General features: G+C 51.2%; 28 protein-coding genes. 17 read left to right on the forward strand and 11 right to left on the reverse strand.

Annotation, left to right across the window (positions count from 1 at the left end; genetic code table 11):
• On the forward strand, positions 1–366 hold a 366-nt coding region (locus BUA24_RS09190; RefSeq protein ID WP_178138781.1), incomplete at its 5' end, for a transposase.
• Between the two features lie 338 nt (positions 367–704).
• Here the strand turns inward: BUA24_RS09190 and BUA24_RS09195 are convergent.
• Positions 705–899: a hypothetical protein gene (locus tag BUA24_RS09195; protein WP_072791649.1), complete on the reverse strand. Its 195-nt coding sequence runs from the start codon at positions 897–899 to the stop codon at positions 705–707.
• An 809-nt stretch (positions 900–1708) separates the two neighbouring features.
• Here BUA24_RS09195 and BUA24_RS09210 point away from each other — a divergent pair.
• Positions 1709–2368 (forward strand): class I SAM-dependent methyltransferase, encoded by a 660-nt coding sequence (locus BUA24_RS09210; RefSeq protein WP_072791658.1) that lies wholly within the window; start codon positions 1709–1711, stop codon positions 2366–2368.
• A 143-nt stretch (positions 2369–2511) separates the two neighbouring features.
• Here the strand turns inward: BUA24_RS09210 and BUA24_RS09215 are convergent, their stop codons facing one another.
• Genes BUA24_RS09215 through BUA24_RS09225 form a run of 3 tightly spaced genes read right to left on the reverse strand, consistent with a single transcriptional unit; the run spans position 2512 to position 5552 of the window.
• Entirely contained in the window at positions 2512–3579 is a 1068-nt protein-coding gene (locus BUA24_RS09215) for a prenyltransferase/squalene oxidase repeat-containing protein (protein ID WP_072791661.1), read from the reverse strand.
• The gene (locus tag BUA24_RS09220) at positions 3566–4306 is read right to left on the reverse strand and encodes a class I SAM-dependent methyltransferase (RefSeq protein WP_072791664.1); all 741 of its coding nucleotides are present in this window, start codon (positions 4304–4306) and stop codon (positions 3566–3568) included. Before BUA24_RS09220 ends, BUA24_RS09215 begins: the two co-directional genes overlap by 14 nt.
• A gap of 19 nt (positions 4307–4325) precedes the next feature.
• A complete protein-coding gene (locus tag BUA24_RS09225) occupies positions 4326–5552 on the reverse strand; it encodes a glycosyltransferase family 4 protein (RefSeq protein ID WP_218587459.1) in 1227 nt (408 codons plus the stop codon).
• 341 nt (positions 5553–5893) lie between these two features.
• On the opposite strand from BUA24_RS09225, the gene BUA24_RS09230 reads away from it, so the two are divergent.
• Genes BUA24_RS09230 through BUA24_RS12235 form a run of 3 tightly spaced genes read left to right on the forward strand, consistent with a single transcriptional unit; the run spans position 5894 to position 7121 of the window.
• Positions 5894–6232: a lycopene cyclase domain-containing protein gene (locus tag BUA24_RS09230; protein ID WP_245790411.1), complete on the forward strand. Its 339-nt coding sequence runs from the start codon at positions 5894–5896 to the stop codon at positions 6230–6232.
• Positions 6229–6576 (forward strand): lycopene cyclase domain-containing protein, encoded by a 348-nt coding sequence (locus tag BUA24_RS09235; RefSeq protein ID WP_072791669.1) that lies wholly within the window; start codon positions 6229–6231, stop codon positions 6574–6576. Before BUA24_RS09230 ends, BUA24_RS09235 begins: the two co-directional genes overlap by 4 nt.
• A 17-nt stretch (positions 6577–6593) precedes the next feature.
• On the forward strand, positions 6594–7121 hold the full coding sequence (locus tag BUA24_RS12235) for a sterol desaturase family protein (RefSeq protein ID WP_143146494.1): 528 nt from the start codon (positions 6594–6596) through the stop codon (positions 7119–7121).
• Here BUA24_RS12235 and BUA24_RS09240 read toward each other — a convergent pair.
• The 4 genes from BUA24_RS09240 to BUA24_RS09255 all read right to left on the reverse strand — a co-directional run bounded on the left by BUA24_RS09240 (position 7029) and on the right by BUA24_RS09255 (position 11524).
• Entirely contained in the window at positions 7029–7895 is an 867-nt protein-coding gene (locus tag BUA24_RS09240; protein WP_072791672.1) for a phytoene/squalene synthase family protein, read from the reverse strand. The two genes, BUA24_RS12235 and BUA24_RS09240, sit on opposite strands and share 93 nt — an antisense overlap.
• A gap of 6 nt (positions 7896–7901) precedes the next feature.
• Positions 7902–9389, reverse strand: coding sequence for a phytoene desaturase family protein (locus BUA24_RS09245; protein WP_245790418.1), 1488 nt, complete (start codon positions 9387–9389; stop codon positions 7902–7904).
• Positions 9390–9403: 14 nt separating this feature from the next.
• The gene (locus BUA24_RS09250; protein ID WP_072791677.1) at positions 9404–10504 is read right to left on the reverse strand and encodes a polyprenyl synthetase family protein; all 1101 of its coding nucleotides are present in this window, start codon (positions 10502–10504) and stop codon (positions 9404–9406) included.
• A gap of 63 nt (positions 10505–10567) precedes the next feature.
• Positions 10568–11524, reverse strand: a complete 957-nt coding sequence (locus BUA24_RS09255; protein ID WP_072791680.1) for a lysylphosphatidylglycerol synthase transmembrane domain-containing protein — start codon at positions 11522–11524, stop codon at positions 10568–10570.
• Positions 11525–11648: 124 nt separating this feature from the next.
• On the opposite strand from BUA24_RS09255, the gene BUA24_RS09260 reads away from it, so the two are divergent.
• The 3 genes from BUA24_RS09260 to BUA24_RS09270 are packed head-to-tail and all read left to right on the forward strand — an operon-like array spanning position 11649 to position 15106.
• Entirely contained in the window at positions 11649–13058 is a 1410-nt protein-coding gene (locus BUA24_RS09260) for a TldD/PmbA family protein (protein ID WP_245790413.1), read from the forward strand.
• Positions 13051–14400 (forward strand): TldD/PmbA family protein, encoded by a 1350-nt coding sequence (locus BUA24_RS09265; protein WP_072791686.1) that lies wholly within the window; start codon positions 13051–13053, stop codon positions 14398–14400. Before BUA24_RS09260 ends, BUA24_RS09265 begins: the two co-directional genes overlap by 8 nt.
• Positions 14401–14458: 58 nt before the next feature.
• Positions 14459–15106 carry a PHP domain-containing protein gene (locus tag BUA24_RS09270; RefSeq protein WP_272867302.1) on the forward strand — a complete coding sequence of 216 codons (648 nt, stop codon included), beginning with the start codon at positions 14459–14461 and terminating at the stop codon, positions 15104–15106.
• Positions 15107–15112: 6 nt separating this feature from the next.
• Here the strand turns inward: BUA24_RS09270 and BUA24_RS09275 are convergent, their stop codons facing one another.
• Positions 15113–15433: an FmdB family zinc ribbon protein gene (locus BUA24_RS09275; protein ID WP_245790415.1), complete on the reverse strand. Its 321-nt coding sequence runs from the start codon at positions 15431–15433 to the stop codon at positions 15113–15115.
• Positions 15434–15606: 173 nt separating this feature from the next.
• Between BUA24_RS09275 and galU the strand changes: the two genes are divergently transcribed.
• The 7 genes from galU to BUA24_RS09305 all read left to right on the forward strand — a co-directional run bounded on the left by galU (position 15607) and on the right by BUA24_RS09305 (position 22201).
• Complete coding sequence (gene galU, locus BUA24_RS09280) at positions 15607–16575, forward strand: UTP--glucose-1-phosphate uridylyltransferase GalU (protein WP_072791694.1); 969 nt, start codon at positions 15607–15609, stop codon at positions 16573–16575.
• A gap of 125 nt (positions 16576–16700) precedes the next feature.
• Positions 16701–17948 (forward strand): molybdopterin molybdotransferase MoeA, encoded by a 1248-nt coding sequence (locus BUA24_RS09285; protein WP_072791696.1) that lies wholly within the window; start codon positions 16701–16703, stop codon positions 17946–17948.
• Positions 17949–17995: 47 nt separating this feature from the next.
• The gene (gene moaA / locus BUA24_RS09290; RefSeq protein WP_072791711.1) at positions 17996–19015 is read left to right on the forward strand and encodes a GTP 3',8-cyclase MoaA; all 1020 of its coding nucleotides are present in this window, start codon (positions 17996–17998) and stop codon (positions 19013–19015) included.
• A 62-nt stretch (positions 19016–19077) separates the two neighbouring features.
• Positions 19078–19584: a cyclic pyranopterin monophosphate synthase MoaC gene (moaC, locus tag BUA24_RS09295; protein WP_072791699.1), complete on the forward strand. Its 507-nt coding sequence runs from the start codon at positions 19078–19080 to the stop codon at positions 19582–19584.
• A gap of 239 nt (positions 19585–19823) precedes the next feature.
• Positions 19824–20099: a transposase gene (locus tag BUA24_RS11970; protein WP_084660386.1), complete on the forward strand. Its 276-nt coding sequence runs from the start codon at positions 19824–19826 to the stop codon at positions 20097–20099.
• Between the two features lie 201 nt (positions 20100–20300).
• Entirely contained in the window at positions 20301–21428 is a 1128-nt protein-coding gene (locus BUA24_RS09300) for a transposase (protein ID WP_178138783.1), read from the forward strand.
• 287 nt (positions 21429–21715) lie between these two features.
• Positions 21716–22201 carry a hypothetical protein gene (locus BUA24_RS09305; RefSeq protein ID WP_072791702.1) on the forward strand — a complete coding sequence of 162 codons (486 nt, stop codon included), beginning with the start codon at positions 21716–21718 and terminating at the stop codon, positions 22199–22201.
• Between the two features lie 67 nt (positions 22202–22268).
• Here the strand turns inward: BUA24_RS09305 and BUA24_RS09310 are convergent, their stop codons facing one another.
• The gene (locus BUA24_RS09310) at positions 22269–24590 is read right to left on the reverse strand and encodes a penicillin acylase family protein (protein WP_072791704.1); all 2322 of its coding nucleotides are present in this window, start codon (positions 24588–24590) and stop codon (positions 22269–22271) included.
• Positions 24591–24842: 252 nt separating this feature from the next.
• Positions 24843–25034, reverse strand: a complete 192-nt coding sequence (locus tag BUA24_RS12240) for a hypothetical protein (protein WP_143146495.1) — start codon at positions 25032–25034, stop codon at positions 24843–24845.
• A 351-nt stretch (positions 25035–25385) separates the two neighbouring features.
• Here BUA24_RS12240 and BUA24_RS13450 point away from each other — a divergent pair, with 351 nt between their 5' ends.
• Together BUA24_RS13450 and BUA24_RS09320 are read left to right on the forward strand one after the other, a co-directional pair.
• Positions 25386–25631: a transposase family protein gene (locus tag BUA24_RS13450; protein WP_143146497.1), complete on the forward strand. Its 246-nt coding sequence runs from the start codon at positions 25386–25388 to the stop codon at positions 25629–25631.
• 52 nt (positions 25632–25683) lie between these two features.
• Positions 25684–26124 (forward strand): transposase, encoded by a 441-nt coding sequence (locus BUA24_RS09320; RefSeq protein WP_072791706.1) that lies wholly within the window; start codon positions 25684–25686, stop codon positions 26122–26124.
• Positions 26125–26167: the final 43 nt, after the last annotated feature.

The raw sequence follows: 26167 nt of genomic DNA on the forward strand, positions 1-26167 counted from the left end.
CCGACAAGTACCAAAAGGAGCTTACGAGTTCACGTCGTTTTAGACAACTACTTATCCCATAAGACCGAGTCGGTGAGAACCTGGCTCCTTCGCCATCTGAGATTTGAGTTCCATTTCACACCAACGTATTCTTCTTGGATGAATCAGGTAGAGAGGTGGTTCTCAGCCCTGACCACCAAGTACCTCAAGCGAAGCGTTCACCACAGTGTGACCGAACTCAACAGAGGGATTACCAAGTGGGCCAAGGCCTGGAACGAGAACCCTAAGCCCTTCATCTGGACCAAGAGCGCCGACGAGATCTTCGCTTCAATGCAGAAATACCTGGAGCCAATTGTTTCTCCGCAAACTTCTGAGGAGGGACACTAGATCTATCGAAAGATTGAGTTATGATCTACTCATAGGACATATACTGTGTAAGACCAAAAGACTGCGAGATTACAACTTTTCTGAGCAGACATAATCACAAGATCTGTTCGGCACGTCGAAGCTCTAAGGCGGATCGAATATTCGGCAACCATGAGGATAGCTGCTTGAAGTATCGTCTCTAGCCTTGGAGCGACCCGATCTCGACTGTGATCTAGATGGCGTAGAACCCTCCAAATTCAACGACTTCGGTCCTAGCTCCAAATAGAGCCGCTAGGCCATATGCCTGCTTCTGCTCGAGGCTATCCCGCCAGTAGATGGGATAACTGAGACAAGTCGAGTTAGTGGAGAGCTTCTTTAGGAGCCTCTTTTTCCGCCAACGCGTACTTGTTGTAGAACGCACGTGCTATGTTGATACGCTCCAATAACCCGTCCCCAGGACTTCTCCCCACACTAACGGTCGTTGATCTCTGACGATTAGAAACACTTGAGGTGAGTACGCCGTCTTCCACCGATATCAGCAGGAGTTTGGACAATGGGCACTTTATGGTTCTACTCGCCCCAATGAATAAGATAGGTTGCTCGGTAGCAACTAGCCTTCCAGTATCGACTGCCTCTGGGTCTGGCTGGTCCTAGACGTGGTGTCCTGTGTTTGCACCGATCCTGAACCTAACCGAATGACCCCTAACAAAGCCAACAAGGATCGCATTCCAGAACTTGCACCTCCCCTAAATGGCCCTTTTCTCGTACCTCTTGCAGAGGATGAGTTCCAAAGACTGCTGCGACACCTCCCTCGTTTTCCTTGAGCATAACTTAGCTAACAGGCAAAAGATGACCTTGGCTTATCAGTTCGAGCAAGCTCCGAACCTCATTATCCCACCTCCTACGCCTCGAGTTCTGTTTGATATCTTTTCTCTTCCTCAAGTCTTCTGTGTTTTTCGAACACCAAATAGTCCTCCTTGGAACTTAGCCATCTACGCCGGTCCTTAGGTTTCAATAACTTCCAAGCCTTGTTGCCGTGTTAGTTTGAACCTTCTTCTAGGTACTGCTACCTGTGTCCGCAACCATCTAGGCATCCTACCAAACGCCTCTTCCTCTCTTCGTCTAAGTAAGCGAAACACCAATCTTGAGGCACGATCAGACTCATATCAAGTTATCGCTGCCCTGGTATCGCCCAAGAAGTCAGGTGTTTCGAGGGAACATTGGACGACTAGGACAATAAGACCGATCTTGGTAGGTTGTGTCGACCAAAAGGCCAAAGCGGCAGAAGGTTAGAGCGTGCCTGACTCAAGCCGTGACCTTTCAGCAATCCTATCTCTTTAGCGTATGCTGCTAAGGTTAGCTCATGGCATTCAACCCGTCAGACGAGTACGAGATTCCACCAAAGATACAGCGTATCATCGACACAACTCCAGGATTCATGCCAAAAGAGGAGGGTAGATACCTCCACCAACTCTCCCTTACAAGCCCACTTAGTCCGACAAGCAAGGCTATCGAGATAGGCACCTACTGTGGCAAGTCAACACTTTATTTAGCGCTGGCGGCAATGAAGCGAGACAGCCATGTAGTAACTATCGATCATCACCAAGGTTCCGAGGAGAACTACCCACCATTTCCATACTTCGACAATCGACTATACGACCCTCAGAGCAACAAGCTGGACACGCTACCCATCTTTCGCGAAGCTCTTAGACTCTCCAAACTGTCGGATTACGTAATCACAGTAATTTCGGATTCAAGCGCCTTCTCGAGGCTATACCAGAATCAAAGCGCTGCATTTCTCTTTATCGACGGTGGGCACTCGGCTTTGCAGGCTTGGAAAGACTACATCAATTGGGCTGACAAGGTCCAGATCGGTGGCGTTCTTGCGATACACGATGTATTCGAAGATCCCTCGTTGGGGGGACGCCCACCCTATGAGATCGCAGTTGCTCTATCGCACTTAGAATCGTTCACAGCTCTTGGACAGGTAGGTTCACTTGCCGCATTTAGGCGCATCAGCTAACGAACTACGGACAGATCTTACAAAACTTCTTCAGACAACCCTTTGATCTCTGTATTGCCTTTATAAGTAACCGCCTCCGCTACATCGCTCTTCGCTTCCAAGTCACAAAGACTTGACTGGAGGCAACTTGGAACTGAAATAGCTCATCGCAATGAGGCGTCGCTTACTGCATTCATTAGGGCGCTGAGCAGATCATTGCCCTCCGCAGAGATTACAGCATCAGCTATAACAACCGCCGCAGCTGAGTAGGTGCTACATTCTTCATGTGGGAAGGAGGTTAGGCCCGGAATAGTGACGCCGGTAAAGTAAGATCCATCGGGCCTTCTAAGCGCAAAGGTTCCAGTCAGAATCTCGACAGCCTCCTCAGAACGACCAATCAACGAAAGTGCCATGGCGAACTCTGCCGTCTCTGCCGTGGTGACCCAGCGACTGGTGCTTAGGCAACATATGCCAAGTCCTCTTTCAAGGTGCCGTTCAAAGAGGTGTTCCACCTTGAAATCAAGGTCTTTGAGCTCCGACCCCACGGCCAGTATCGGATAGTACCAGTCCATAGCCCAAGCTTGTTTGTCCAGAAAGCCCTCAGGGCTGCTTTCTTTAATCAATGACGCAAGAGACTTTGCAGCTGACTCCAGTTCGTAGAGATCTTCGTCTAACATCTCCCCGAGCAAGACGCCAGCTCGAAGTGAGGTGACCATGGAAGATGAGGCACTCAACAGTCGCCCATGATACATCTTTCCATCAGGATCCACAGCCCACGGGAAACCACCGTCACCGTATTGGTAGCTAAGGATATACCTGGCCGAAGCTTTGATAAACGCTTTTAGTCGGGGTTCCAAAGGATCGAGAACACCTGCTCTAACGCCAAGCAAGAGAGCAAGAAATGGATAAGCACAGCAGTTCAAATCCCGCCGTGGCTCCTTCACCCCCGACGCCATGTAGAACTGACAGAGCGATCCATCATGGTTTTGTGAAGAAAGGAGCCACACTAGACCTTTATAGGCTTCCTCATAACGTCCGCCTAAGATCAGCGCTATAACCGCCTCGCTATGGTTCCATGGATCGCCAAAGCTGTCAGCTGTCCATGGAATAAAGCCGTTATCCAACTGCTCTTTGCTCACAAAGTCCAGAGTCAAGTCACGTTCAGTGCCGTTGAGAAAACGCATTTGACTTTTGGTTTCACAGATACCTGGCGTCGCCTCATCTCCTTGCATAGATAACCACGCTTTTGCCGAACAGCACGCCTGCTTTTTTGTCGATTTGATTTAGAATTCCGCTTCGGTTGCTCATCTGTCTAAGCAACATCCTTTCGTAAGCTCTGACCACCCATAGATCTCGCTCGTCAACCCCTACTAAGCACTTCAGCCACCAGTACAAAGAGTGGAGGGCATGGGTGTATGAGGTTCCCTGTAGCTTCAGCCCGGACTCTTTGGTCAAACGGTGAAGAGCTGAGCGGGTAAAGATCCTGATATGCCCCCCCTTTGCGCTGTGGTACTCCTTTGAGATAAGCCAGCAGATGGCCTCTGGGTAAGTTCTCGGCACACTAAGGCCGACTTTGCCTCCCGGCTTTACCACTCTCGCCACCTCCGCCAACACATCTTTGGGATTTTCGAGATGTTCAAGGACTTCAGAGCAGATCACAGCGTCAAAGGTTTCATCTTTGAAGGGAAGGCTTGTACCGTCCGCAACTATCGACGACACCATGAGTGAGCCCTGAGATGCCGATTCGATCCAGCTCTTCATCTCCAAAAGGCCATCCGGGGAGAGATCTAGTGCGAATGCCTTATAACCGAGTTCAGCGGCTCTAAGAGCGTGCCTGCCACCTCCTGCACCTAGGTCTAAGACCAAACCTTCTTTCGCCACGCCCATGGCAGCAACATCTATAGTCTCCAAATTAAGTCTCCATCGATGCGCCTCAAATTTTGAAAGACAGCTGTAAATCTAAGAAGAGTCTTGCGTGTCAACGTGCCTCCTCGATGGCCCTTTGATACATCTGGAGTGCACTTTCTGCCGACCTTCGCCAGCTATAGTTGTTCCTGACGTGAATCAGGGCGTTTTTGGAAAGTTTGACGCCGATCTCTGGATTATCGAGCAACCTGCCGATCGCCTGGGCCAACGCCTCTGCGTCTCCCGCTCTCACCACTAGAGCGCTCTCAGACCCCTCGGAGTCAACCACTTCAGGCAATGCACCGCCGTCTGTCACTACTAGAGGCGCCCCGCAAGCCATCGCCTCAATCGATGGAAGCGAGAACCCCTCATATAGGGAGGGCACAACAGCTACCTGGCACTTTGAATAGTATTGAACCATCTCGGTAGTTGAAACCTTGCCAACAAAGCGAATACGATCCCCGAGCCCAAGTCTCTGGACGAGTCTCTGCACCGGTGACTCTTGCTTTGTCGGACCCATCACCACAAGATGAAGATCTTTCAACGAACCTGTCGAACGCAAAATGGCGACCGCTTCGATAAGGTACCTAAGTCCCTTTAACGGTACGTCCGCAGATGCAGTAGTCACCACCAGACCTTGCTCTTTGTCAAGTGGAAGTGGTCTAAAGACATCCATGTCGACACCGACCGGTCCAACTGCCATGCGTCTTAGGTCTACTCCCATCTCTCTCGCTATGTCCCTGGCAGATGCGTTTGAGACAGTAAGGACGTGCCTTAACCTGGCGGCTACCAAACATTGCATACGTACAAATCCATAGAACCTAAGCAGCCCTAGTCTCTGTTTCAACGACTCTGCATACTCTAAAGAGAGTCTGCGATCCACGGTTATTGGATGATGAATGGACGCCACCACAGGCACACCTGCTTGCTGCATCCTCAGGACCGACCACGAAAGCGACTGGTTATCGTGAACTACATCGAATTGCCCTAGGCTTGGATAGAGCTCTCGTCGAAGACGCCAACCAAAGCTCCGTGGCTCGGGAAACGCGCCGGTAGCCATAAGAAGAAACTCACCGATATCGAAGACGTCCTTGAACTCACTGAGTTTAGGAACCCTGAAGGGGTCGGGTTCTCGATAGAGATCGAGAGAGGGAAGTCTATGAAGCCCAACATCCCTGTCTACCTCTGGATACGGCGGTCCTGAGAACACCTCGACTCTATGACCCATAAGCGCAAGCTCTCTGGTGAGATATTTGGTGTAGACGCCTTGTCCGCCGGAGTGGGGATTACCCCTGTACACCAAAAACGCAATGCGTAGTTTTTTGTCGCTAGTTTGATCCTCGGAGAGTATCGCCGGTGTCCTTCCCTCTATCTAGGTGTCCCCAAAAAGCACATAGGAGATCCGATGTCACGTCCACTCGAGACCCTACTGCTCTTGCGAACCGCTCTGCTATCGACTCCAAAGACCATAGCCATACCTTAGCGATGAAAATACCTAAATGTGCTTCACTGCAACGGGTAAAGGAGCGACACATAAAGAGCCACTCAATTTAGGCTCGGATTCCGAGCATCGCCCAAGGTCCAGATGATCGGTTCTGCTCCTAAGCTTTAGGTGTGCAAAGTAAATAGAAATGAGGTCATTTGTTCTCTGATACTCATCTTCAGTACCTTATTGTCATGGCTCTATGTCTCGTTGCGACAGCACCTTTAGAGATATTTTTCAAAGCCAAGGTCTATCGCCAGCCGATTAAGTTGATACTAAGCGTTCTTCCCGTTGCCTTAGTGTTCTCCGTGTTTGACGTGATCTCGATTGCAGACTCTTGGTGGCACTACTCAAAGAGATACACCACCGGCATTTTGCTTCCTGGAAGGCTTCCCATCGAAGAGCTTACCTTCTTCATCGTGATCCCGATCTGCGCTCTCCTCACCTATGAGGCGGTCGGAAACATAATGGGTAAGAGAAAGGGTACAGATAATTGATCCACGCCTACACCTTTGGCGCCCTTATCTCAATGCTTATGAGCATCGCAGTCGATCTGTGGATATTGAAGACCAAGTTGGTGACGACCGCAAAGTTCTGGGTCTCCCTTGTGATCGTAGACTTCTTCCAGATATTTGTAGACGGTTGGCTAACGAAGCTGTCTGCGCCAATCGTAATCTACAATCCCTCGCACTTCCTCGGGGTACGAGTCTTTTTCTCTACTCCTATTGAGGACTTTGTCTATGGCTTCTCCATCGTACTTCTGACCCTGGCGCTTTGGGCTTACATTGGAAGACGAGAAGAAACCAAAGAGAAAAATACTTCCAGGAGCCAACTACAATAGATTTAGGAGGTAGTTAGATGAACTACGCACTTATCATAGTCCTATCATTCCTGTTGATGGAGCCGCTTACCTACTTAGCTCACAAACACGTGATGCACGGCGTCGGATGGACCCTTCACGCATCTCACCATCGCCCTAGAGAGACGGTAGTAGAACTAAATGATCTATTCCCATTGTTCTTCGCCGTAATTACAATGGGGGCTTTCCTTGCCGGTACACAAGTTCACGGCCTGAGATACCTAATACCCACTGGAGTAGGAGTAACGGTTTATGGCTTGGCCTACAGCTTCGTTCACGACGTGTACATTCACGGCCGCTTTTTCAAGGTTGGACGGATCTCACTTCTTGAACCACTAAAGCAGGCTCACATACTTCATCACATGTTCAACGGCGAGCCATACGGCATGTTAATACCGATCGTTCCAAAGAGCATAAGGTCTAAGGCTGAGAGGTTATTTGCGGCTCAAGGTACTAACCCCTACGACCCAAGCTTTCTCCAGGGCCCCGACTTGAGCTCGGGCAGAAAATACATCGTAGTCGAGTAACTCTACCTTATCGAGAATGCGTCCATATAGAACCCGCGCCGCTCTAATGCATTGAAGGGCACTCCCCCTCAAGTAGCGGTCGCCCTCAATCGAGGCCCGGTAAAAAGAGCGGGCCGTTGAAATCTCGTATCTCAAAAACTCTTTGACCTTTGGAGTTGCCCTTTTGCTCTCAAAGTCCGAAAGAGCATCAAATCGCTCTAGATCTTTAAAGGGAAGATAGATTCGTCCTCGGTCTAGATCTTCAGAGACATCCCTAATAAAGTTAGTTAGTTGAAACGCAAAGCCGAGGTCTCGGGCCGCCTTCGTCGCCGCTTTAATATCTGAGGGATCGAGGACCGGTAACATCATCTCGCCGATCACAGCAGCCGATCCGTCCATATACTCAATCAGCTCGTCCAAACTCTGATATCTGGCCTTAACAAAGTCCATCTTCATTGAGTTCATGAACCGTTTAAAGAATTCAGTGGGTATGTCAAAACGCCTTACCGTATCTACAACCGCTGCAAGCACTTCGTCTTTGGAGTGTCCGGCTTCGAGATCTGCAAAAAATCTATCTTCAAACTCATCAACTGCGGAAATACGGGTGGATGTCGGTACAGGACCGAGCTCGTCTACGATATCATCTACATACCTACAAAAACCATACAGAGCGTGGACGTGAGGCCGTTTAGCCCGAGGCAAGATGAGAGTGGAGTAATAATAAGTTTTGCCGAACCGCTTGTTCAGCTCCTTGCACCGCTTATAGGAGAGCTCTAACTCTCTTTCGTCTCCCAAAGCCCTCTACCTCGCCCCCACTCTCTCAGCTGCTAGACGCCCGGAGGTCAGTACCATCGGCACCCCAACACCAGGAGTCGTTGTGGATCCAGCGAAGAACAAATTCTCAACCTCTTTCGAAAAGTTCTTAGGACGAAAAGGACCACTTTGAAAGAAGCGATGTGAAAGAGCAAATGGCGTGCCTTTACTCATCCCCATATTTAGCCAGTCGATAGGATCGTAGATCTTCTCTGTGACTATGTCGCTCTCATTTGATATGAAGCCGAACTCCATCAGCCTCCTTACCGTATCTGACTGTGCCGCAACTCGTTCTTTAGTCCAGTCGATGGGAGCATCAAGGTTGGGGACCGGCTCTAGAAAATACAACACAGAGTGACCTTCTGGCGCCAGTGATCGATCCGTTGCCGTTGGCAAGGAGACAAGGAGCGACGGATCTTCCATTCGCTGACCCGATTTAAGTAATGAATCAAAGGACTTTTTCCATTGCTTCCCGAAAAAAATGTTATGATGGGCAAATAGGTCAGGAGTACCCTTCACGCCGAGAAGATGGAGATACGCAGACGGCGAGTACTCACCCACCGACAACACTCGAGGGGCCCTTAAATCAGACAGAAAAGTATCATATGCCTGTGCGAGTTCCGCTGTTACAATAACGGCGTCTGCTTGTACGATAGTCCCATCTGAACTTCTGACCGACTCAATCTTGCGATTGGTCTTATTGCCACTGCCGTACTTCATAGACTCCACTTTGAAGTTGAACTCAAATTTGGCCCCGGCATCTATAGCTGCGTCTCTAAGAGCCTTTGATATCTGGTTCATGCCTCCTATGGGATAGTAGACACCCTCTACGGAGTCCATATAGGTTATGATGGCATAGATGGCTCTGGCCTTTAGTGGGGAAAGACCTGCATATAGAGCCTGAAAAGAAAAGAGCTTCACAAGCCGATCGTCATCAAAGTACCTGCGCACTACCTTGTCAAGAGAGGTGAAGGCGTTCAGCGCCAACAGAGAGGCGGCTGCTTTAGGGGATGACAACAGTGAGACAACGGAGTCCATCTGCGCGTCGATAAAGTTCGGGAACTCCACTTCATAGAGCTTTTTGAGGTAAGAGGTAAACTTTATGTAGCTATCTGCGTCCTTTGCGGAGCACTTGCTTCTAATCTCCTCGACCATCTCCTCCTTTGAGGAATGAACCTCGAGGACTCCGTCTCCGTCAAACCGATTACCGTCACTGTAAAACGCCCGATATGCGGGCTTTAGCTCAACTAGATCAAGATGCGCAGCCAGGGACGATCCTGCGGCTCTTAGAGCTTGGTCCACAAGAGAGGTCATGGTCAAGACTGTGGGACCATTATCTAGTATGAACCCGTCCTGAGCGAGATAAGAGGCTCTGCCTCCCGCATCAGAACCCTGTTCTAAAACCGTCACCTCGTGCCCGGCCCCCACCAGGTGGCAGGCGGCCGAGAGACCGGCCAGACCTGCGCCTATAACCACAACCTTCAACCGTATCAGCTCCTTCGCCTTCCTATGTACTCAGCAAGGCTTTCAAGTTCTTTCGTCGCTATCGGGTCGAAGCCGCCAAGACGCAGTTCTGTAATAGCTAGCTCCGTCAGCTCTTCGATTCGGTTCTCCACCAAAGCCAACGAACCGGTCGCAACAAAGACCTCCTGCAACGTCTCCACCTCTTTGGCATCAAGGTTCTCTCGACCGAAAAGCTCGTCTAAGAGCTCCCTCTCTCGTTCGTTGGCTCTGTCGTGAGCAAGCGCATATAAAAGAGTTGGCTTACCTTCCCGAAGATCGTCCCCCACAGGCTTACCTGTCTTATCCGACTCTCCAAAGATCCCGAGCACATCGTCTCTAAGTTGGAACGCCTCCCCTAGGGGGATTCCAAATAGAGAGAGATGGGAGTAGTCCGAGTCCTTTGCACCCGCCAGCGCTGCACCGAGGTGCAAGGGGCGCTCGACGGTGTACTTGCCTGATTTGTAAATAGCCACCTTAGCGGCAAACTCTGCATCGTAAGATCGTCTAGCCGTACCCACCACGTCAAGGTACTGCCCGAAGTTTACCTCGAGACGAAGCTCCGAGAATATCTGCCGAGCCTTCAGGGGCGCCGCTTCAAGAAGCCGGTCCGCATAGACAAACGCAAGATCACCTATCAATATCGCTACCGCATCACCAAAACGCTGTGGATCTCCCGAGAGCTCAAGCCCCTGATGGTAAGTGCTGTATTGAGAGTGAATAGACGCTGACCCTCGCCTAAAGGGCGAGTCATCCATAACATCGTCGTGAATAAGCGCAAAACAGTGGAGCAACTCTAAAGCTGCTGCGGCATCCAGAACGTTCATCTCTGGATCCTCGCCTCCCGTCGCAACGTAAGCCCAGTAACAAAAGGCTGGTCGAAGCCGCTTACCGCCCGCTAACGCAAAGTTCATCAAGTCCGTGAGAGGCCGAGTAAAAGATTCATCTAGAGAAGACCACCTCAAGGTTTCGTACTCAAAGAGATCCTGAATACGTTGGTCTACCAGAGACGCAATCTTGTCGAGGGACCTTGGTATCTCGTCGCCCACCGTCAGCTCTGAACTGCTGGATAAAGAATCTACATCTGACAAAGGAACTCCAAACCTCCGAGGCGTCAAACCTCTTTACACCATTAACAACAACTCAAGCCTCAACTATTCCGAACTAACTGAGACTGACTGACCATCTGCACCCATTGCGAAGGCTGGAACTCCTATCAAAGATACTGCTACGTTCACGATATAGATCAAAAGTCCCAAAGCGACCGCCTGTGAGGTAGACACGCCGAGCGGATGCAAAAAGAGAACGAACGCACCCTCTCTAAGCCCTAAACCGCCGATAGTTAGGGGCACCACCTGTAATATCGCCACGGCAGGTACAAACACCAACATCGCAGTCAGGGGCAGACCAAGCCCGAGGGCATCGGCCACGGCTAGGGCAGAGATCACCATAGTCAACTGATAGGCAAAGCTGACCGACAGTACCTCAATCACTCCTTTTGGGTTGGTAGTCAGACGCTTAATCCCGTAGCGAGTCGCATCAACGACTGCGAAGATGCCACCCCTTATTTCTAGGGACTTTGGCTCCAAGATCGTGGCAAGGCCCACTACCACCACTAACGCCAATAGCGTTACCATAGCGGTTGCAACAACGAGACGGGAAGAGGATCCAAGACGTAGTAGCTGAGGGTTGGCCAAGAGTCCCCCGAGGGTTATAAAGGGGAGTACTATCCATCCGGTAAGGCGTTCAAGTACCACCGAAGCCACAGCGTCCCCTAGACCAGACCGCCTTCTCAACCAGGTAACCCTCACCAAATCACCACCGACTGTAGAAGGCACAAAGTTAGAGACAAACATGGCCGCAAAGTAGTATCGCGCCAATACGCTTAGACGAGTTGGTTTGCCCAAGGCGACTAGAACTCGTTGCCACCTAAGTATCGAGAGTAAAACCGCAGCGACACCTATAATTACAGCAAGGACTAAGAGATTGAACATTCCTGGCTTTTTCGGGACGATCTCCGTCCAGTGCACACGCTGAAAAAGCCAGGCGAGCAGTAGTAGCGATAGCACGTATCTGAACTTAGGCCAGAGACTTTTCAACTTGTCCAGCACATCGCCTCCACCAGTTGAGACTATCGCTTCAACTTAGCGCTTCCAACCGACAACCAAAGCACTCAATATTCGATCCGCTATGCCTCAATTTTTTAAGTGCAAGGTAAATTCTAGGTCAACGCAGTTGTTTAAGGGGCAGAAGGTGCTGAATAAAGAGTTAGCAGAAAAAGTACTCCGTCATGCACAAAGCACGGGCGCAGACTTCGCCGAAATCTTCGTGGAAGATAGCTTTTCGAGCTCGATCTCCATGGAGGAAAGTTTGGTAGAACAAGCCTCGGACTACATCTCAAGAGGAGCTGGGGTACGGGTTGTCTTTGGAGACACAACAGGTTTCGCCCACACAACAAACCTGACGGAATCGGGACTCATTAAGGCAGCCGAAACGGCCCGATCGGTCTCAAAGAGTGGCCAAGTTGGCTCACGCACAACGGTACCTCTCAAAGATCGGGTGAGCTCGGTCCCAGAGGCAAGGTATGATCCTTCCTACTTCAAGTCCAAAGCCGTAGAGAAACTGCTTCTTATGGACGAAGTAGCAAGGTCCTATGACGCTTCTATAAGTCAGGTTGCCTCGCAGATGAGTATCAGCGCTAGGCACATCGCACTTTTCAACTCGGACGGACTCTCCGTCGAACAAAGCACATTTCGATCTCGCGCGGCAATTAGAACTGTGGCAAAGGGGGATACTGGCCTGCAAAGTGGGTATGAACCGGTCGGCTACAGTATTGATTTCGACCAGTTCTTAGAGATGATGGACTTCGAAGCTCTTGCGAAGGAAGCCACAGAGAGAGCGGTAAGAAAATTACTGGCTATGCCTGCTCCATCAGGAAGACTGCCCGTAGTGATCAAGCGAGGCTCTGGAGGCATTTTGTTCCATGAGGCCTGTGGGCACGGACTAGAGGCGGACCACATAAAAAAGAACACCTCTGTCTACGCAAACAGACTTGGGCAAAAAGTCGCAAGCCCCCTCGTCACGCTGGTAGACGACGGCACCGTAGAGAAGACCTGGGGCAGTTTTGCCTATGACGACGAGGGTGAGGCTGGTCGAAGGAACGTTCTTATAAAAGACGGAGTTCTGGAAGACTACATGTGGGACTCCAACTCTGCCAAGTTCTTCAACCGTAAGTCATCTGGCAACGGGCGTCGTCAAAGCTATCAACATCTACCTATGGTTAGGATGACGAACACCTACTTGCTCCCGGGAGATAGCGACCCAGAGGAGATAGTGGCGAACACAGAAAATGGAATCTACGTTGCTCGCCTAAGTGGCGGGCAGGTAAATACTGCGACCGGAGACTTCGTTTTCGGCACACAGGAAGCTTATCTCATAGAGAACGGCCGTATTACAGCTCCGATTCGGGACACACAGTTGATAGGGAACGGACCCGAGATACTCGCAGAGATCGACATGGTTGGAAACGACTTCGATATGACACCAGGAACCTGCGGTAAGAATGGACAGTCGGTACCGGTCGGCACGGGTCAACCAACTTTGAGGGTAGCGTCGATCACGTTAGGAGGTACCGCCAATGCCTAACCACAAAGAGCTTGAAGATATCGCCAAGGCAATTATCGCATCTGCTTCAGAGGGCGAGGAGATAGAGGTAGTGCTTGGCAGATCTACTTCAACAGAGGTGGTGGTATATAAGGGCGAGATAGAGTCTCTTACGCAGTCCACAGAAGAAGGGGTGACTGTAAGAGTCTTACGCGATGGACGAGTAGGTTATTCAACGTTAGGTAGCCTCGATCAAAAGCTGGTTGAGAGCTGCGTAAAAAGCGCCAGAGAGAACTGTAGCTACGCTTCGTTCGATCCCCATGCCATATTAGCAAAACCTGACGGTCACCCCTATGTGGAGCTGGACCTGACCGACCCCGAGGTATCACAGACTCCGGTGAGCGAAAAGATCGCCCTGGCTTTAGAACTCGAGAAACTGACCTTGGAGTCGGACAGCCGAATAGTCGAGGTGCCCTCGTCATCTTACAGCGACTACGTTGGCGAATCCCTAGTCGCTTCTACCACCGGGATCCTAAGACATAGCGAAAGAAGCTACGCTATCGCCTCTGCGATGACGGTAGCAAGAAGCGGAGAAGACACTCACACCGGTTATGGATATAGCGCTTCGCGCAAGCTGAGAGACTTATCCCTTGAAGAGGCTGCTCAAGACGCTATCTACAGGGCTGTCAGACTGCTTGGAGCAAAGCCAGTGAAGTCACGCTCACTTACTGTCGTGTTTGAACCTCGCGTTGCAGCCACCTTTTTAGCCGTAGCTACAGCCGGGCTATCCGCGGATGCGATACAGCGCAACAGATCCATATTTTTAGGAAGAGACGGAGAACAAGTGGCCTCAAGCCTGGTTACAGTGATCGATGATCCTACCGACTCAAGGTTTCAATCTGCGTCCTCCACAGATGCCGAAGGCCTCGCATCGAGACAGAACGTCCTCATCGAAGATGGAGTGTTAAAGGGCTATCTGTACGACAGTTACAGCGCAAATCGTGTTGGGAGGAGCTCGACGGCCAACGCTACCAGATCAGGTTCAGGAGCGCCAACTCCTTCCGCTCGCGCAGTCTTTTTGGCTCCAGGACCCAAAGACGCGTCATCAATTATAGAAGGCCTTGAGGATGGTGTTGTGATTCAAAGTATCTCAGGAGTTCACTCTGGCGTCAACCAAGTCTCAGGGGACTTCTCAGTCGGAGCTGAAGGAGTTCTAATCCGCAACGGCTCGTTAGCTGAGGCGGTAAAGGGTGTTACCATCTCTTCAACACTTCAAAGGATGCTGCTGGGAATTGTAGAGGTAGGTTCGGATACCAAGTTCTACCCATCAATCGCCGCAGGAAACACAGTTGTGATATCTGAGATGAGTTTGTCAGGAAAATAAATTACAGTCAGGTGCCAACCTAAGAGCGATCAACCGTAGAGACGTGAAAGGATAGACGCTGTTTCGGGCCGATCTCCATACCCATACGATGTACTCTGGCGACTCTTCAACCACCTTAGAGGAGTTCTGCAACGCCTTTTCTGCCTCTGAGCTAGCCCTTATCGCCGTCACCGATCATCTGACGATAAAAGGAGCACAGCTACTACAAGAACGTCTCGGTGAATGCGTCGTAGTGGGTCAAGAGTTTAGGGTCAAAGAGGGCGAGATGATCGGTCTATATATCCATGAGCGAGTTCCTCCGGGCCTCACAGGCGTGGAGGCTGCGCGCAGGATAAGGGAGCAAGGTGGCTTGACCTATATTCCTCACCCCAACGACCAAAGACGCACGTCAATGGCGTTTGAATCGGTCGTAGCTCTCGCAGAAAAGGGACTCTTGGATATAGTAGAGCTGGGAAACTCCAAACTACCCCAGCTAACCCTTTCTCACGACGAAAGACAACTGCTTCTCGGCGCAGGAGTCTCTTTCTCCTCATCATCTGACGCACATGTTCCTCAAGCCTTGGGATCCTCTTACACAACTTTACCCCTTCTGCCACTATCGGCTTCGGATCTCCGCAAAGCTCTCATGGATCCAGCCTGTCGACTAAGCCACAGTCACTTCGATCCCCCAAGACCATGGAAGGCAAGGATCGTCCCAAGTTCCTAAGCTCGGCTAGGCAGCGTCCGTAGAGTTAGAGGTCGACGCCGGTGCAGTTGAAGTCGCCTCTGTAGCTGAAGTTGACGACCCGGACTCCGATGAGGTAGAGGCCGTCGTTGAACTAGTCGTAGAGGAAGAAGACCGTGAGTCGGTCTTATAGAATCCTGATCCCTTGAAGGTGATAGCGATGTTCCCGAAAACCTTTCTAAGCGGTCCGTCACACTTTGGACAGTCGGTGAGAGCCTCATCATGAAACGACTGCACCGTCTCGAATTTATGACCGCACTCTTTGCACACATACTCATAGGTAGGCATATTACCTCTCCAGATACTCAACACTTTTAGCACTCTTTATATGTGAGTGCTAATTCTAGCGCTTTACACCTAGGTTAGCCACAGAGACTATGAATCTGATCGGCGGTTACAAAACAATTAATCCTCTGTCAAGAACCACAAAATATCGCTTGCAAAGGCGACATTTCAAAGCTTTACATGCTAACTTGTCAGCTATGCCTGCAAAGATAAACAAGGTAGTCATACCCGCTGCGGGACTAGGCACCCGATTTCTACCCGCCACCAAAGCTCAACCAAAAGAGATGTTGCCTCTCGTCGACAAACCTGCGATACAGTACGTCGTTGAAGAAGCCGTAGGAGCTGGCCTTACCGACATCTTGATAATCACAGGGCGAGGAAAAAGAAGTATCGAAGATCACTTTGACCGCTCCTTTGAGCTCGAGTACTACCTCGAGAAATCTGGCAAGGCCGAAGATCTGGCAGAGGTGAGATCGATCGCCCAACTTGGGGAGATCCACTACCTGAGACAGGGGGAACCCTTGGGACTTGGCCATGCCGTCTTAGCTGCCAAACGCCACGTCAACTCCAAGCCCTTTGCTGTCATGCTGGCTGACGACATCATGGATGAGGGATCTAAAACCCTCAACGAAATGCTGTCGGTGTTCTCAAAGTACGGCCGCTCGGTAGTAGCACTAATGGAGGTAGCTCAGTCGGAGATCTCAAGCTACGGAGCAGTTGGGGTAAATCCAATCTCTGAGAATCTTTACAGCATCAGATCTGTAGTAGAAAAACCCGCTCCGGAAGAGGCGCCGTCGTGCTTTGCTATCATGGGTCGTTACATATTTACCCCTGAGATCTTCGACTCATTAGAGAAACTCACACCGGGCAAGAACGGGGAGATCCAACTTACAGACGCTATCGGTAGCCTTTTAGAGCGTCAAGAGGTGATCGGATACGTACTAAACACAAGGCGCTACGACGTTGGAAACAAGGCTGATTATCTTCGAGCCACTATCGAGATCGCACTAAAGCGAGAAGATCTTGGAGACGCCATGCGCAAGATCCTAAAGCAGATATACCACGAAGAGACGTTCTTCGATCCGCAAGTCAGCAGTCTCGATGCGGCAGGAGCCTTGAATGAACGCTATACTGAAAAAGGTATCAAACAGAAAAACCCTCAGTAGGCCCAGCTTGACTCAGGGCTCCTCATCCGGCTATAACCAGATTTTGCATAAAGCACCACATTGAGCCCCAGAGGGATCGTCCCTGATGTCTCATCTCCTTATAAAAAGGTGTAAGTTTATAAGATATGACTTACAAGGAAACTCTCATACCGCTAGAGACCGCACAGAGCTATGTGCTTGAGAGGATAACCAAAGCGAATCCAATCGCTATAAACATTCGAGACGCACTCGGACTAACTCTTGCCCAGGATGTAACTAGTCCTGAGAACATACCCCCCTTTCGTAACACGGCTTCAGACGGATACGCCCTTAGGAGCACAGACACTTTAGGCGCATCTAAAGACTCGCCTGTATCGTTGGAGGTCGTTGCCACCATTGCAGCTGGCGACAACATCGACCCCCAGCTCGGATCCATGCAAAGCGCACGCATTATGACAGGTGCTCCCATCCCAGCAGACGCTGACTCGGTGATCATGGTCGAAGACACCTCCCCTGACCCTGAGGTTGAGGGAAATGTGCTGGTCTACAAAGAGGTAAGGCCTGGTGACAGCGTACGTGAGGCAGGAAGCGACGTAGAGGAAGGTCAGGTTGTTTTACTTGCAGGCACAAAGATCACACCGGCAGCTATCGGCGTCCTAGCCTCTTTAGGATATAAGAAGGTACCAGTCTTCCCCAGGGCCAAGGTAGCTGTAATATCTACGGGAAGCGAGCTAACCGAGTCAGCGGAACCCCTAAGACGCGCAATGATTCGGGACTCCAACAGGCCTGCTCTTTTGAGTGCGATAACCGGTAGTGGCTTTGAGGCCTACGACTTGGGCATAGTACCTGACGATAAGGAGGCTCTAGAAACCGCATTCAAAGAGGCAGCTTCTAACTACGACGCTATCGTAACCTCCGGTGGAGTTAGTGTCGGTGACTTTGACCTAACCAAACAGGTTCTAAAAGATCTCTCTGGCGGCGAGATGAGATGGATGCAGGTGGCGATAAAACCAGCTAAGCCATTCGCATTCGGGCTTATAGAGGGGACCCCGCTGTTTGGCCTACCTGGCAACCCCGTAAGCGCACTAGTAAGTTTTGAGCTTTTTGCTAGACCTGCAATTCTAAAGATGATGGGTAGCCCCCAACCGTTTCGGCCACTTCTAAAGGCGACCTTAGTAGATGAGATCAGGAGAAATAGAGACGGCAAGGTGCATTTCCTGCGAGCCAGCTACCACAGCGTAGACGGCGAGCTTAGAGTCTCGATAAAGGCTGGACAGATGTCTCATATGCTTTCGCAGATGGCGTCCTCGAACTGTCTCTTAGTAGTTCCTGAAGGGGAAATATTTGAAGCTGGCGAAAGACTTCCCATAATTCCACTTGAACAGGCTGGTTAGAGATGTGTTCAGACGTCGAAGCAACCGTATCACCTAGGCTTGAAGCTATGGAGCAAATACAGCACCCTGTAGCACCCCTTATAGACGGACACAACAGAACGGTAAAGGATCTGAGAATCTCTATTACCGATCGCTGCAACTTCCGTTGTTCTTACTGTATGCCCGAAGAGGGAATGACGTGGCTGGAACGTCCCGAACTGCTAAGCTTCGAGGAGATCGAGCGGGTGGTTAAAGTACTGGTCCAGAGATACGACTTTGAAAGTGTACGTCTAACTGGAGGCGAGCCGACCGTTCGTGCACAGCTACCCCTGTTGGTTGAAAAACTCTCACAAATAAAAAGACCGTCGGGTAAACAGTTGGATATATCTCTAACTACAAATGGAGCTACCCTTCGCCTAATGGCACGTGAACTGAAAGCCGCAGGTCTAACCCGTATAAATATATCCCTAGATACCCTGTCTCGTGAGAGATTTATCGACCTAACAAAGAGAGATCAACTTACAAACGTGCTAAGCGGAGTAGAAGCTGCAGCTGGTGCAGGACTCGTTCCACTCAAGATCAACACCGTTGTAATGCGTGGCGTAAACGACGACGAGTTAGTAGACCTAGTAGCCTTTGCAAAGCAGCACGGCGCAACTCCCCGCTTCATAGAGTTCATGCCACTTGATGGCGACGAGACTTGGGACTTGGACATGGTAGTGCCAGCCCGTGAGATCATCGACAAGATCACTTCTGTATACCCAGCTCACCTAGTCAGTTCTGGCTCTGATCCAGCAAGAAGATTTATCTTTGACGATCAAAGCGGCGAGTTCGGAGTCATCGCCTCGGTAACTATGCCCTTTTGTGACGCGTGCGACAGAATGCGCCTTACGGCGGACGGTAAGTTGAGAAACTGTCTTTTTGCAATTGAAGAACAGGACCTTCGAGGACTCTTGAGATCCGGGGCTAGCGACGATGAGATCGCAAGGGTAGTAGAGCACTCGGCTAAGAGTAAATGGGCTGGACACCAGATCGGAAACGTCAACTTTATTAGACCAAAAAGGTCGATGAGCCAAATAGGTGGCTAGCTAGAAGATCTATAGAGTAGTTTCCTACGGATTTTCATAAAATCTGATCTAAAGTATTTATCATGTCAGATGCCGCCCTAACACACCTCGACCCCTTGGGCAGAGCCCGCATGGTCGATGTCACCCCAAAAGATCCAAGTCACCGCAGAGCAGTAGCTAGGTGCAAGGTGTTTATGCAGCCGGAGACCACGGCAAAGGTGGCCAACAACGCAATTACCAAAGGCGACGTACTAGGAGCTGCTCGCATAGCAGGTATACAAGCAGCCAAGCGCACCTCAGACCTTATTCCACTGTGCCATCCCTTGCTTGTGGGGTCGGTGTATATCAACTTTATGATCGGTGACGACTACGTACAAGTCGAGTCTCAGGTTGAGACAGTCGATAGAACTGGAGTGGAGATGGAGGCGCTCACCGCCTGCTCCGTAGCCGCTCTAACTATCTATGACATGTGCAAGTCGTTTGACAGAGCCATGGTTATAGGAGAGATCGCCCTTTGGGAGAAGGTCGGCGGTCGCTCCGGCCACTGGAAGCGTCCCGGTTACGAGGACAGTATCGACCAAGGCTTCTAGAAGATTGCTGTCTTTCTCGCTAACGGGAACCCGCCAGGGTATGGCTGTGAGTTAGTCAACACCGTACAGGAGTATGGGCCCCTACGACATGGTCCCTGTCTGGCGCCATAGCCCAGTTGGTCCCACGAGTTGGCCTGTGTCGTCGTTTCCCTGTTGAGGGATTGTTGCCCTTCATAACTTGCAAAACACCTGGTCATAGGCTAGAATTGAGGTAGTAAAGCCCATGTGAGGAGTGAGCATTGTCCCTTGGTCTAGCGGATTCGCAGTCGAAGTTCTTTGATGACATGAGCCAGTTCTGTGAACAGACACTGGCAAAGGACTCCATCTATTCGTTCCTTCATCGCGAGCGGAGCCGGCTCTTCCCTGACGAGGCCTTCGCTGATCTCTTCTCTGGGAGGGGACGGGCCTCGGTTCCCCCATCGGTGATCGCAACCGTCATGGTACTCCAGCGGTTAGAGGGGTGTTCAGACCGTGAGGCAACAGAGCGTTACGCTTTCGATGCCCGCTGGCGTTAGGCAGCTGGAGTCGGCAGCTACGATGTCTCAACTTGGCCAGTCTTCTATCACACCGTACTCGTTGACTTTCGGGAGCGTCTTCGTAGATCCGATCGGCCTGACCGAGTCTTTGAGATCTCGCTTGCCACAGCACGTGAGGCCGGGCTCATCGGCCACAGGCGGGTACTTGATTCCACACCCCTCTATGACGCGGTGGCCACGATGGACACCATCACCTTGATACGTTCTGCTATCCGTGGCCTGCTCAAGGTCGCAGATAGACCCCTTAGGGATCTACTTGCCAGCGTCATGACCAGTGGCGATGACTACATGAGTTCAGCAAAGCCACAGCTTGACTGGGATGACCAGGAGGCTCGAACCAAGCTCATCGACTCAAGGGCCAAGGATGCCCATGCCTGCCTCATGGCCCTTGAGGGTCAAAAGCTTTGCGAGGTCGTCAGCGAAGCTGCCCGCCTGCTTGGAACGGTTGTGGGCCAGGACCTTGAACAAGATGGCGATGGGGTCTTTCGCATCGTGCGAAAGGTGGCCAAGGATCGGGTGATCTCGGTGGTAGATCCCGAGGCCCGCCATGGACACAAGACCTCCTCTCATAGCTTTGACGGTTACAAAGGCCACATCGCACTTGACCCAGAGTCAGAGATCATCACCAAGACGGTCGTGACCGCCGGTAACGCCGGGGATGCGAGTGTGGCCGAAGAGCTGATCGAAGACCTGTTGACAAGTAATGAGGACCAAGCACATCGTGGACCCACAGCGCAGCAAGGTTGTGTCTATGGCGATGGTGCCTATGGAACCGGTCAGTTCCAAGCCCGCCTCAGAACAGCTCACATCGACTCAAAGTGCAAGACCCAGCCACCAAGCGCAAAGCAGGGACTCTTTACCAAGGATAGCTTTACCATCAACCTCGAGGCCGGGACGGTTCGTTGCCCAAACAAGATCGAGGCTAAGATCCACTACCTTGGTGGCGGTGATGGAGTCGCCAAATTCGATCCCCACTGTCAGAGCTGTTCGTTAGCCCAACGGTGTACCACCTCGAAGATCGGGAGAAAGATCCGTATTGGAGCACATGAGGCCGCACTGACCAAAGCACGTACTGAACAGATGGATGCGACATGGAAAGATGACTACCGAGCAACGAGACCCAAGGTCGAGCGTAAGTTCGCTCACCTCATGCGGCGCAAGCACGGTGGGAGACGAGCGAGGATGCGTGGCCTACTACGAGTTGGAAATGACTTTAGCCTCCTCGCCGGAGCAGCCAATCTTGCTCGCCTAGCCAAACTGAACGTACAATCGATCCCCCATGGAGGGTGGGAGGTGGCCCCAGCATGAGACGATGGACTCCTTGGATACCAACCCGGTACCCAAGGAGTCCACCAGAGGAGAGGAGGCGAACATCATCACCTAGCTCATCACCGTTAGGAACCCACAAGAGGGCCAGAACTGCAAAAATGTAACCATTCCTGTCCCCCTGACTAGACACGGTGGGGGCCAATTCACAGCAAGCTTCTAGAGGCCCCTAGCAACCCTCATTGGAAATATTTCTTACACCTTTGCCACTCTTGGCTGTCTTTGTGATACTCTAAGTGTAGTACTTGTAATTACGAGGATGTAATTCTATGATCTCGAAGTTGGCCTTACTACTTATTGTCTTTGCTTGGGTGACCGTAGTTGTCGTGCCTGCTATCAATAGGTGGCGCACACAGCAGCAGGTCTCGTCTGTTGCACGCTTTGCTGACCAGCTCCATGTACTTGAGAAGCAATGCACAAGGACAAGCATAAACTTCTCGTTCACCCTTACCAAAACCCAGGAAGTAACCTCGGCTGCAACCTTCAGCCATAATCACCACCCTTCACGAGTCAGTCCTCTCTGCTACCGGCGCCGGAGGCGGACGTTTGCCTCTCTTATTGGAATTACAGTTGGATCTCTGCTCCTAACTCCCGTAGCTAGCACGGTCGGGATCCTAAGCGTTATGCTCTCAGTTGCACTACTAAGCACCTACGTTGTCGCTCTACGCAGATCAAAGCTGCGCTCACTAGACACCAATAGGCTTGGTCAGGGTCAGACCTCATCTACAAGCGTGCGAGCTCTTGGCTACAGTTGATGCCAAAGCGCGTATCAACTAACCTATCCAACGTATGGGAAAGCGGTTGCATCAGGGATATAGGGCTCTACCCTAAAGAAGGTACAAGCGTCGTTCTATCAGCACCAGCTTCGATAAGTGATTTTTTATCAGACGCCTTTACAACCCTCTTGTTTACTCCCCAAGCAGCAAGCTGATCGAAGAAGTGCTGAGAGTTTGCATCCCCAGAGGCTCCACCAGGCACCACGGAGGTCAAAGAGGACGGATCCCCCATGTCAACGATCTGTCTGAAAACTGAGAGCCCGGTAACCCTAAAAGGGGTTCTTCTCTCCCATCCATAGCTCGCTGCCTGAATAGTATCGGAGTCCCCACCCATCTCCACCTTTGGAAAGTCATAGTCGACTTCCTTTGCAACTCCCATAAGAGCAAGAGGGTGTTGAGCCTCTACATAGTGGTGATCACCCCATCTCCAGGCGGTTGGATCGGATCCGGCCATCGCCGTAGCATCGTAGTACGCCATCTCAAGTGCTTGAGGTAGAATCTTCAAAACCCGCATCTTGGCGGCTTCTACCACTCCCTTACCGTATCCGCCAGGTCTTTCGCCTCCAAGAAGATCCCATATGTCGTTCGCCAGCCAACGTCGAATAAGGGTTGAGGTCGCACCTAGCTCGCCCTTCACCATAAAGCTCCAAAGCTCTTCGCCCAGGGTTGGCGCGTAAAGCACCTCTGCGAGACCCCGGCGAAAACATCCATAAAGAAGCGCTTCGCTGGAATCTACGGTCAGTTCTCCGTTCCATTTAGATAACATAACCCTAGCTCTCTCGGCTTCTTCAGAGTCAAGAGGATCAAGGTTTAAAAGAACCTCAGCCCATCTGACCGCTGCAAACGAGGTAACGTCCGCCTGCAGACGATCCATGTCCTCTAGCGAGTATGGCTTGAGTTCCATGAGGCGTTGGCGTAGCCTTTCCGCCCTGAAAGGATCGGCAAAGGAGAAGGATATGTATGGCGAGTCTCCATCTTGGATGACGTTGTTCGCCGTCATAATAAATCCGGCTTGAGGATCTGTCATTCTCGGCATTTGAGATGCCGGCACCACAGCTTTCCAGCTATAGCTATCGTCCCAGCTAAGTCCAGGGTATCCAAACCCCCTTCTTGTTGCCAGTGGAGCTCTACCTCTGGCAATGTAGCCGATACTACCGTCTTTGTCAGCCGCCACAAAGTTTTGAATGGGATCCACCCATGACGTCTGGGAGTCGAGCAACTCATCTACACCCTTAGAGCGAAGCATGGGAATCAGAACCTCGAAGCCTTCGTAGGCATAGGGTTCTGCACCGGTCCATCTTAGGCTGATTCCCCATCCATCTTCCGGGGACCCGTGGACCAAACGTAGATCGTCATGGCCGTAGACGTCTATTACTTCGCTGGATCCATCTCGATAGCTGAGAGTCTCCCTTTCATGTTGTAGAGGTCGCATGCCCTTTGGAGTCCGATAAAGCGGAGTCAGTCCGTCCTCAAGTTGCTCAATGTAAAGATCCTGAGTGTCAGCCCCCCCGTGTGTAATTGCCCACGCAACATCCCTGGTCACTCCAAAGTGTGGAAATCCAGGAAACCCCGCAAAGGTTGCTCCAAAGACGTCAAACTCATCGCAGCTAATGTGCGCCTGCCAGTACACATTTGGGACGTCTAGGGCTCGATGGGAGTCGTTACAAAGTACCGCACCTATGCCTTTGTCTGTTGAAGATTGAGAGAGAACCCATGCGTTAGACCCTGGCTCGACCTCACTCATAAATCCAAGAAACTTAGACACCTCTCGGATATTCCGTGCAGCACCCTCGAAGTCTAGTTGAAGGCGGGAAAGGGGCGGAACCGTAAGTGGCGATCCCAATACAGTTGCGTCTCTAAGTTGCGCAACCCTGTCAGCTCCGGCTCTTTGGAGGAGTATGGTATTTGCAAGTTTGTGTTGCCACATACCCATAAGGATGTGGCGAATCTTAAAGATCGCTATCGAGTGCCACGGTTCCCAAGGTTCCATCTCAAAGCCAACCAGTTCAAACTCAGCCGAGCTGGCACCTTGCGCTAACGCTTGGTTGACCCCAAGGCTGTAGCAGTCAAAGATGCTTCGAGTCGAATCAGAGAGCTTCTCATAGTCTCTCTCGGCACTACGACGGAGCTGCAGTCTCTTGGAAAGGACATCGGAGGAGCGAAGCTTTGACCCAAAGACCTCGCCAAGGCGACCCTCTGCTCTACGCCGATCGTAGTCCATTTGAAAAAGTCGATCAAAGGCACAGGCGTATCCCATTGCAAAAAAAGCGTCATTTAGGTCCTCGGCAAAGATGTGGGGAACACCGTAGTTGTCTCTAAAGATCTCAACCGGTCGGTCAAGTCCTTCGACTTTGATCTGATCTGTCATAACCCTAATCCCACCAAACTTCGTCCAAGTACCAACTTACCAACAGCATTATCCTTTCATCAGAGCATACAGGCTCGGTCAGTTACGCTAAAGTGTCCAGCTCACCATAGCCAGCTTGATCTGTCTCTTTGAGCAGAGATCTTCGCCACACATGACCACCCAGAAAAACACAATCCTGAATGTAGGAAAGGAGCCACGACAGCTAACGCAGTCGCTCGACTATCGACGACCGCTCAGCTAGAGATTTGCGCATCATTTATACTCCTTGGAAAGTTGCATGATGATGTGACTCCGTCTCATCTTCACCAGATGAACCCCTGACGAACCCACCCGCAGCCCTTTTGCTATGTATCCCAAAAGGCCCCAAAGGAGTTCAAACAAGCTTTGTTCTACGACGACTGCGGTAACGGAGAGGGTTCTTACAGTGAACGTATTCTTTGACATATGTGCTATAGGTGGTCACAACGGGAAATATGTTGACCATCAGTGAGACCGCGCAAGTCCTTAGTGTGTCCATGAAGACACTCAGGCGGTGGGATCATTACGGGTTGTTAAAAGGGGACTTCGGATTTGAGTGGGGAATTTAGTCAGGTGTAGCCACGCACCAGGGGTGAACTTGAGAGAGGCACAGGGGTTCTGCCAGAATGGGGTTAGTTACAACTCAAAACCTGGAGGGCCCCTGTGGAGGAAAATCCTATCCGAATTGCCGAGATTCTGCTCGGTCTCAGTGATGTTAATTTACTTGGGGTTGAAGATCCAGCTGATGAGGGCGAAAAGGCACCCTTTTGAGTCCACATCGAGTGTCGAGGTGAACGGCCGAGGTGCCCTCTCTGTGATGGCAAAACGTACGCTAAGGGAACCTCCCTGGTAGAGCTCTATGACCTACAAAGCTTTGGCCGTAGGGTGAGGCTCATCTGGCACAAACGCCGCTGGGTTTGTGCCGATCCCCACTGTGGCGGAGGGTCCTTTAGTGACCAGGACTCAAGCATCGCAGCCCCAAGACTTAAGCTCACCGATAGGGCCAGTAGGTGGGCAACATAAGTGGTTGGTCAAGATGGACGATCGGTCTCCTCAGTAGCCCAAGAACTCGATTGTGATTGGCATATGGATCAACGATGCGGTTCTAGCCTATGGGGCTCCCCTCGTCGAGGATCCAAGTCGTTATGGCTATGTCAACGCACTTGGTCTTGATGAGACCCTGTTTTATCGTAAAGGGCCCTATCACAACCAGAACTGGTGCACCACCATCTTAGATACTGAGGATGCGACGCTCCTTGACGTTGTCCCTGATAAGGATACAAAGAAGCCAAAGAATTGGATAGCCAGTCAACCCAAGGACTGGCGAGACAGGGTCAAGTGGGGAACCTGTGACCTGGCTGGTTCCTATAGGGCGGTCTTTCGAGAGACGTTACCCAATGCTATCTTGGTGGCCGATCCATTTCATCTAGTCAAGGTGCGCCATGAGGCGCCATGGATTCCTGCGGTGATGAAAGGACACCGCCTCTGGGGTGTCGCAGCATCCCAGCGAAGCTGAGGGCAGTCTAACCGAGGAGGTGCTCGGGAGGATGGGAAGCAGC

Origin of the sequence: Ferrithrix thermotolerans DSM 19514 (assembly GCF_900128965.1) — a bacterium.
Classification (GTDB): domain Bacteria; phylum Actinomycetota; class Acidimicrobiia; order Acidimicrobiales; family Acidimicrobiaceae; genus Ferrithrix; species Ferrithrix thermotolerans.

Excerpts from the sequence above, each read along its gene's own strand:
- BUA24_RS09285 (WP_072791696.1), top strand. The coding sequence starts at position 16,701 with ATGACTTACAAGGAAACTCTCATACCGCTAGAGACCGCACAGAGCTAT.
- BUA24_RS09305 (WP_072791702.1), top strand. The coding sequence starts at position 21,716 with ATGATCTCGAAGTTGGCCTTACTACTTATTGTCTTTGCTTGGGTGACC.
- BUA24_RS09265 (WP_072791686.1), top strand. The coding sequence starts at position 13,051 with ATGCCTAACCACAAAGAGCTTGAAGATATCGCCAAGGCAATTATCGCA.
- BUA24_RS09300 (WP_178138783.1), top strand. The coding sequence starts at position 20,301 with ATGGACACCATCACCTTGATACGTTCTGCTATCCGTGGCCTGCTCAAG.
- BUA24_RS09310 (WP_072791704.1), bottom strand. The coding sequence starts at position 24,590 with ATGACAGATCAGATCAAAGTCGAAGGACTTGACCGACCGGTTGAGATC.
- moaC (WP_072791699.1), top strand. The coding sequence starts at position 19,078 with ATGTCAGATGCCGCCCTAACACACCTCGACCCCTTGGGCAGAGCCCGC.
- BUA24_RS12240 (WP_143146495.1), bottom strand. The coding sequence starts at position 25,034 with ATGTCAAAGAATACGTTCACTGTAAGAACCCTCTCCGTTACCGCAGTC.
- BUA24_RS09215 (WP_072791661.1), bottom strand. The coding sequence starts at position 3,579 with ATGCAAGGAGATGAGGCGACGCCAGGTATCTGTGAAACCAAAAGTCAA.
- moaA (WP_072791711.1), top strand. The coding sequence starts at position 17,996 with ATGGAGCAAATACAGCACCCTGTAGCACCCCTTATAGACGGACACAAC.
- BUA24_RS09210 (WP_072791658.1), top strand. The coding sequence starts at position 1,709 with ATGGCATTCAACCCGTCAGACGAGTACGAGATTCCACCAAAGATACAG.
- galU (WP_072791694.1), top strand. The coding sequence starts at position 15,607 with ATGCCTGCAAAGATAAACAAGGTAGTCATACCCGCTGCGGGACTAGGC.
- BUA24_RS12235 (WP_143146494.1), top strand. The coding sequence starts at position 6,594 with ATGAACTACGCACTTATCATAGTCCTATCATTCCTGTTGATGGAGCCG.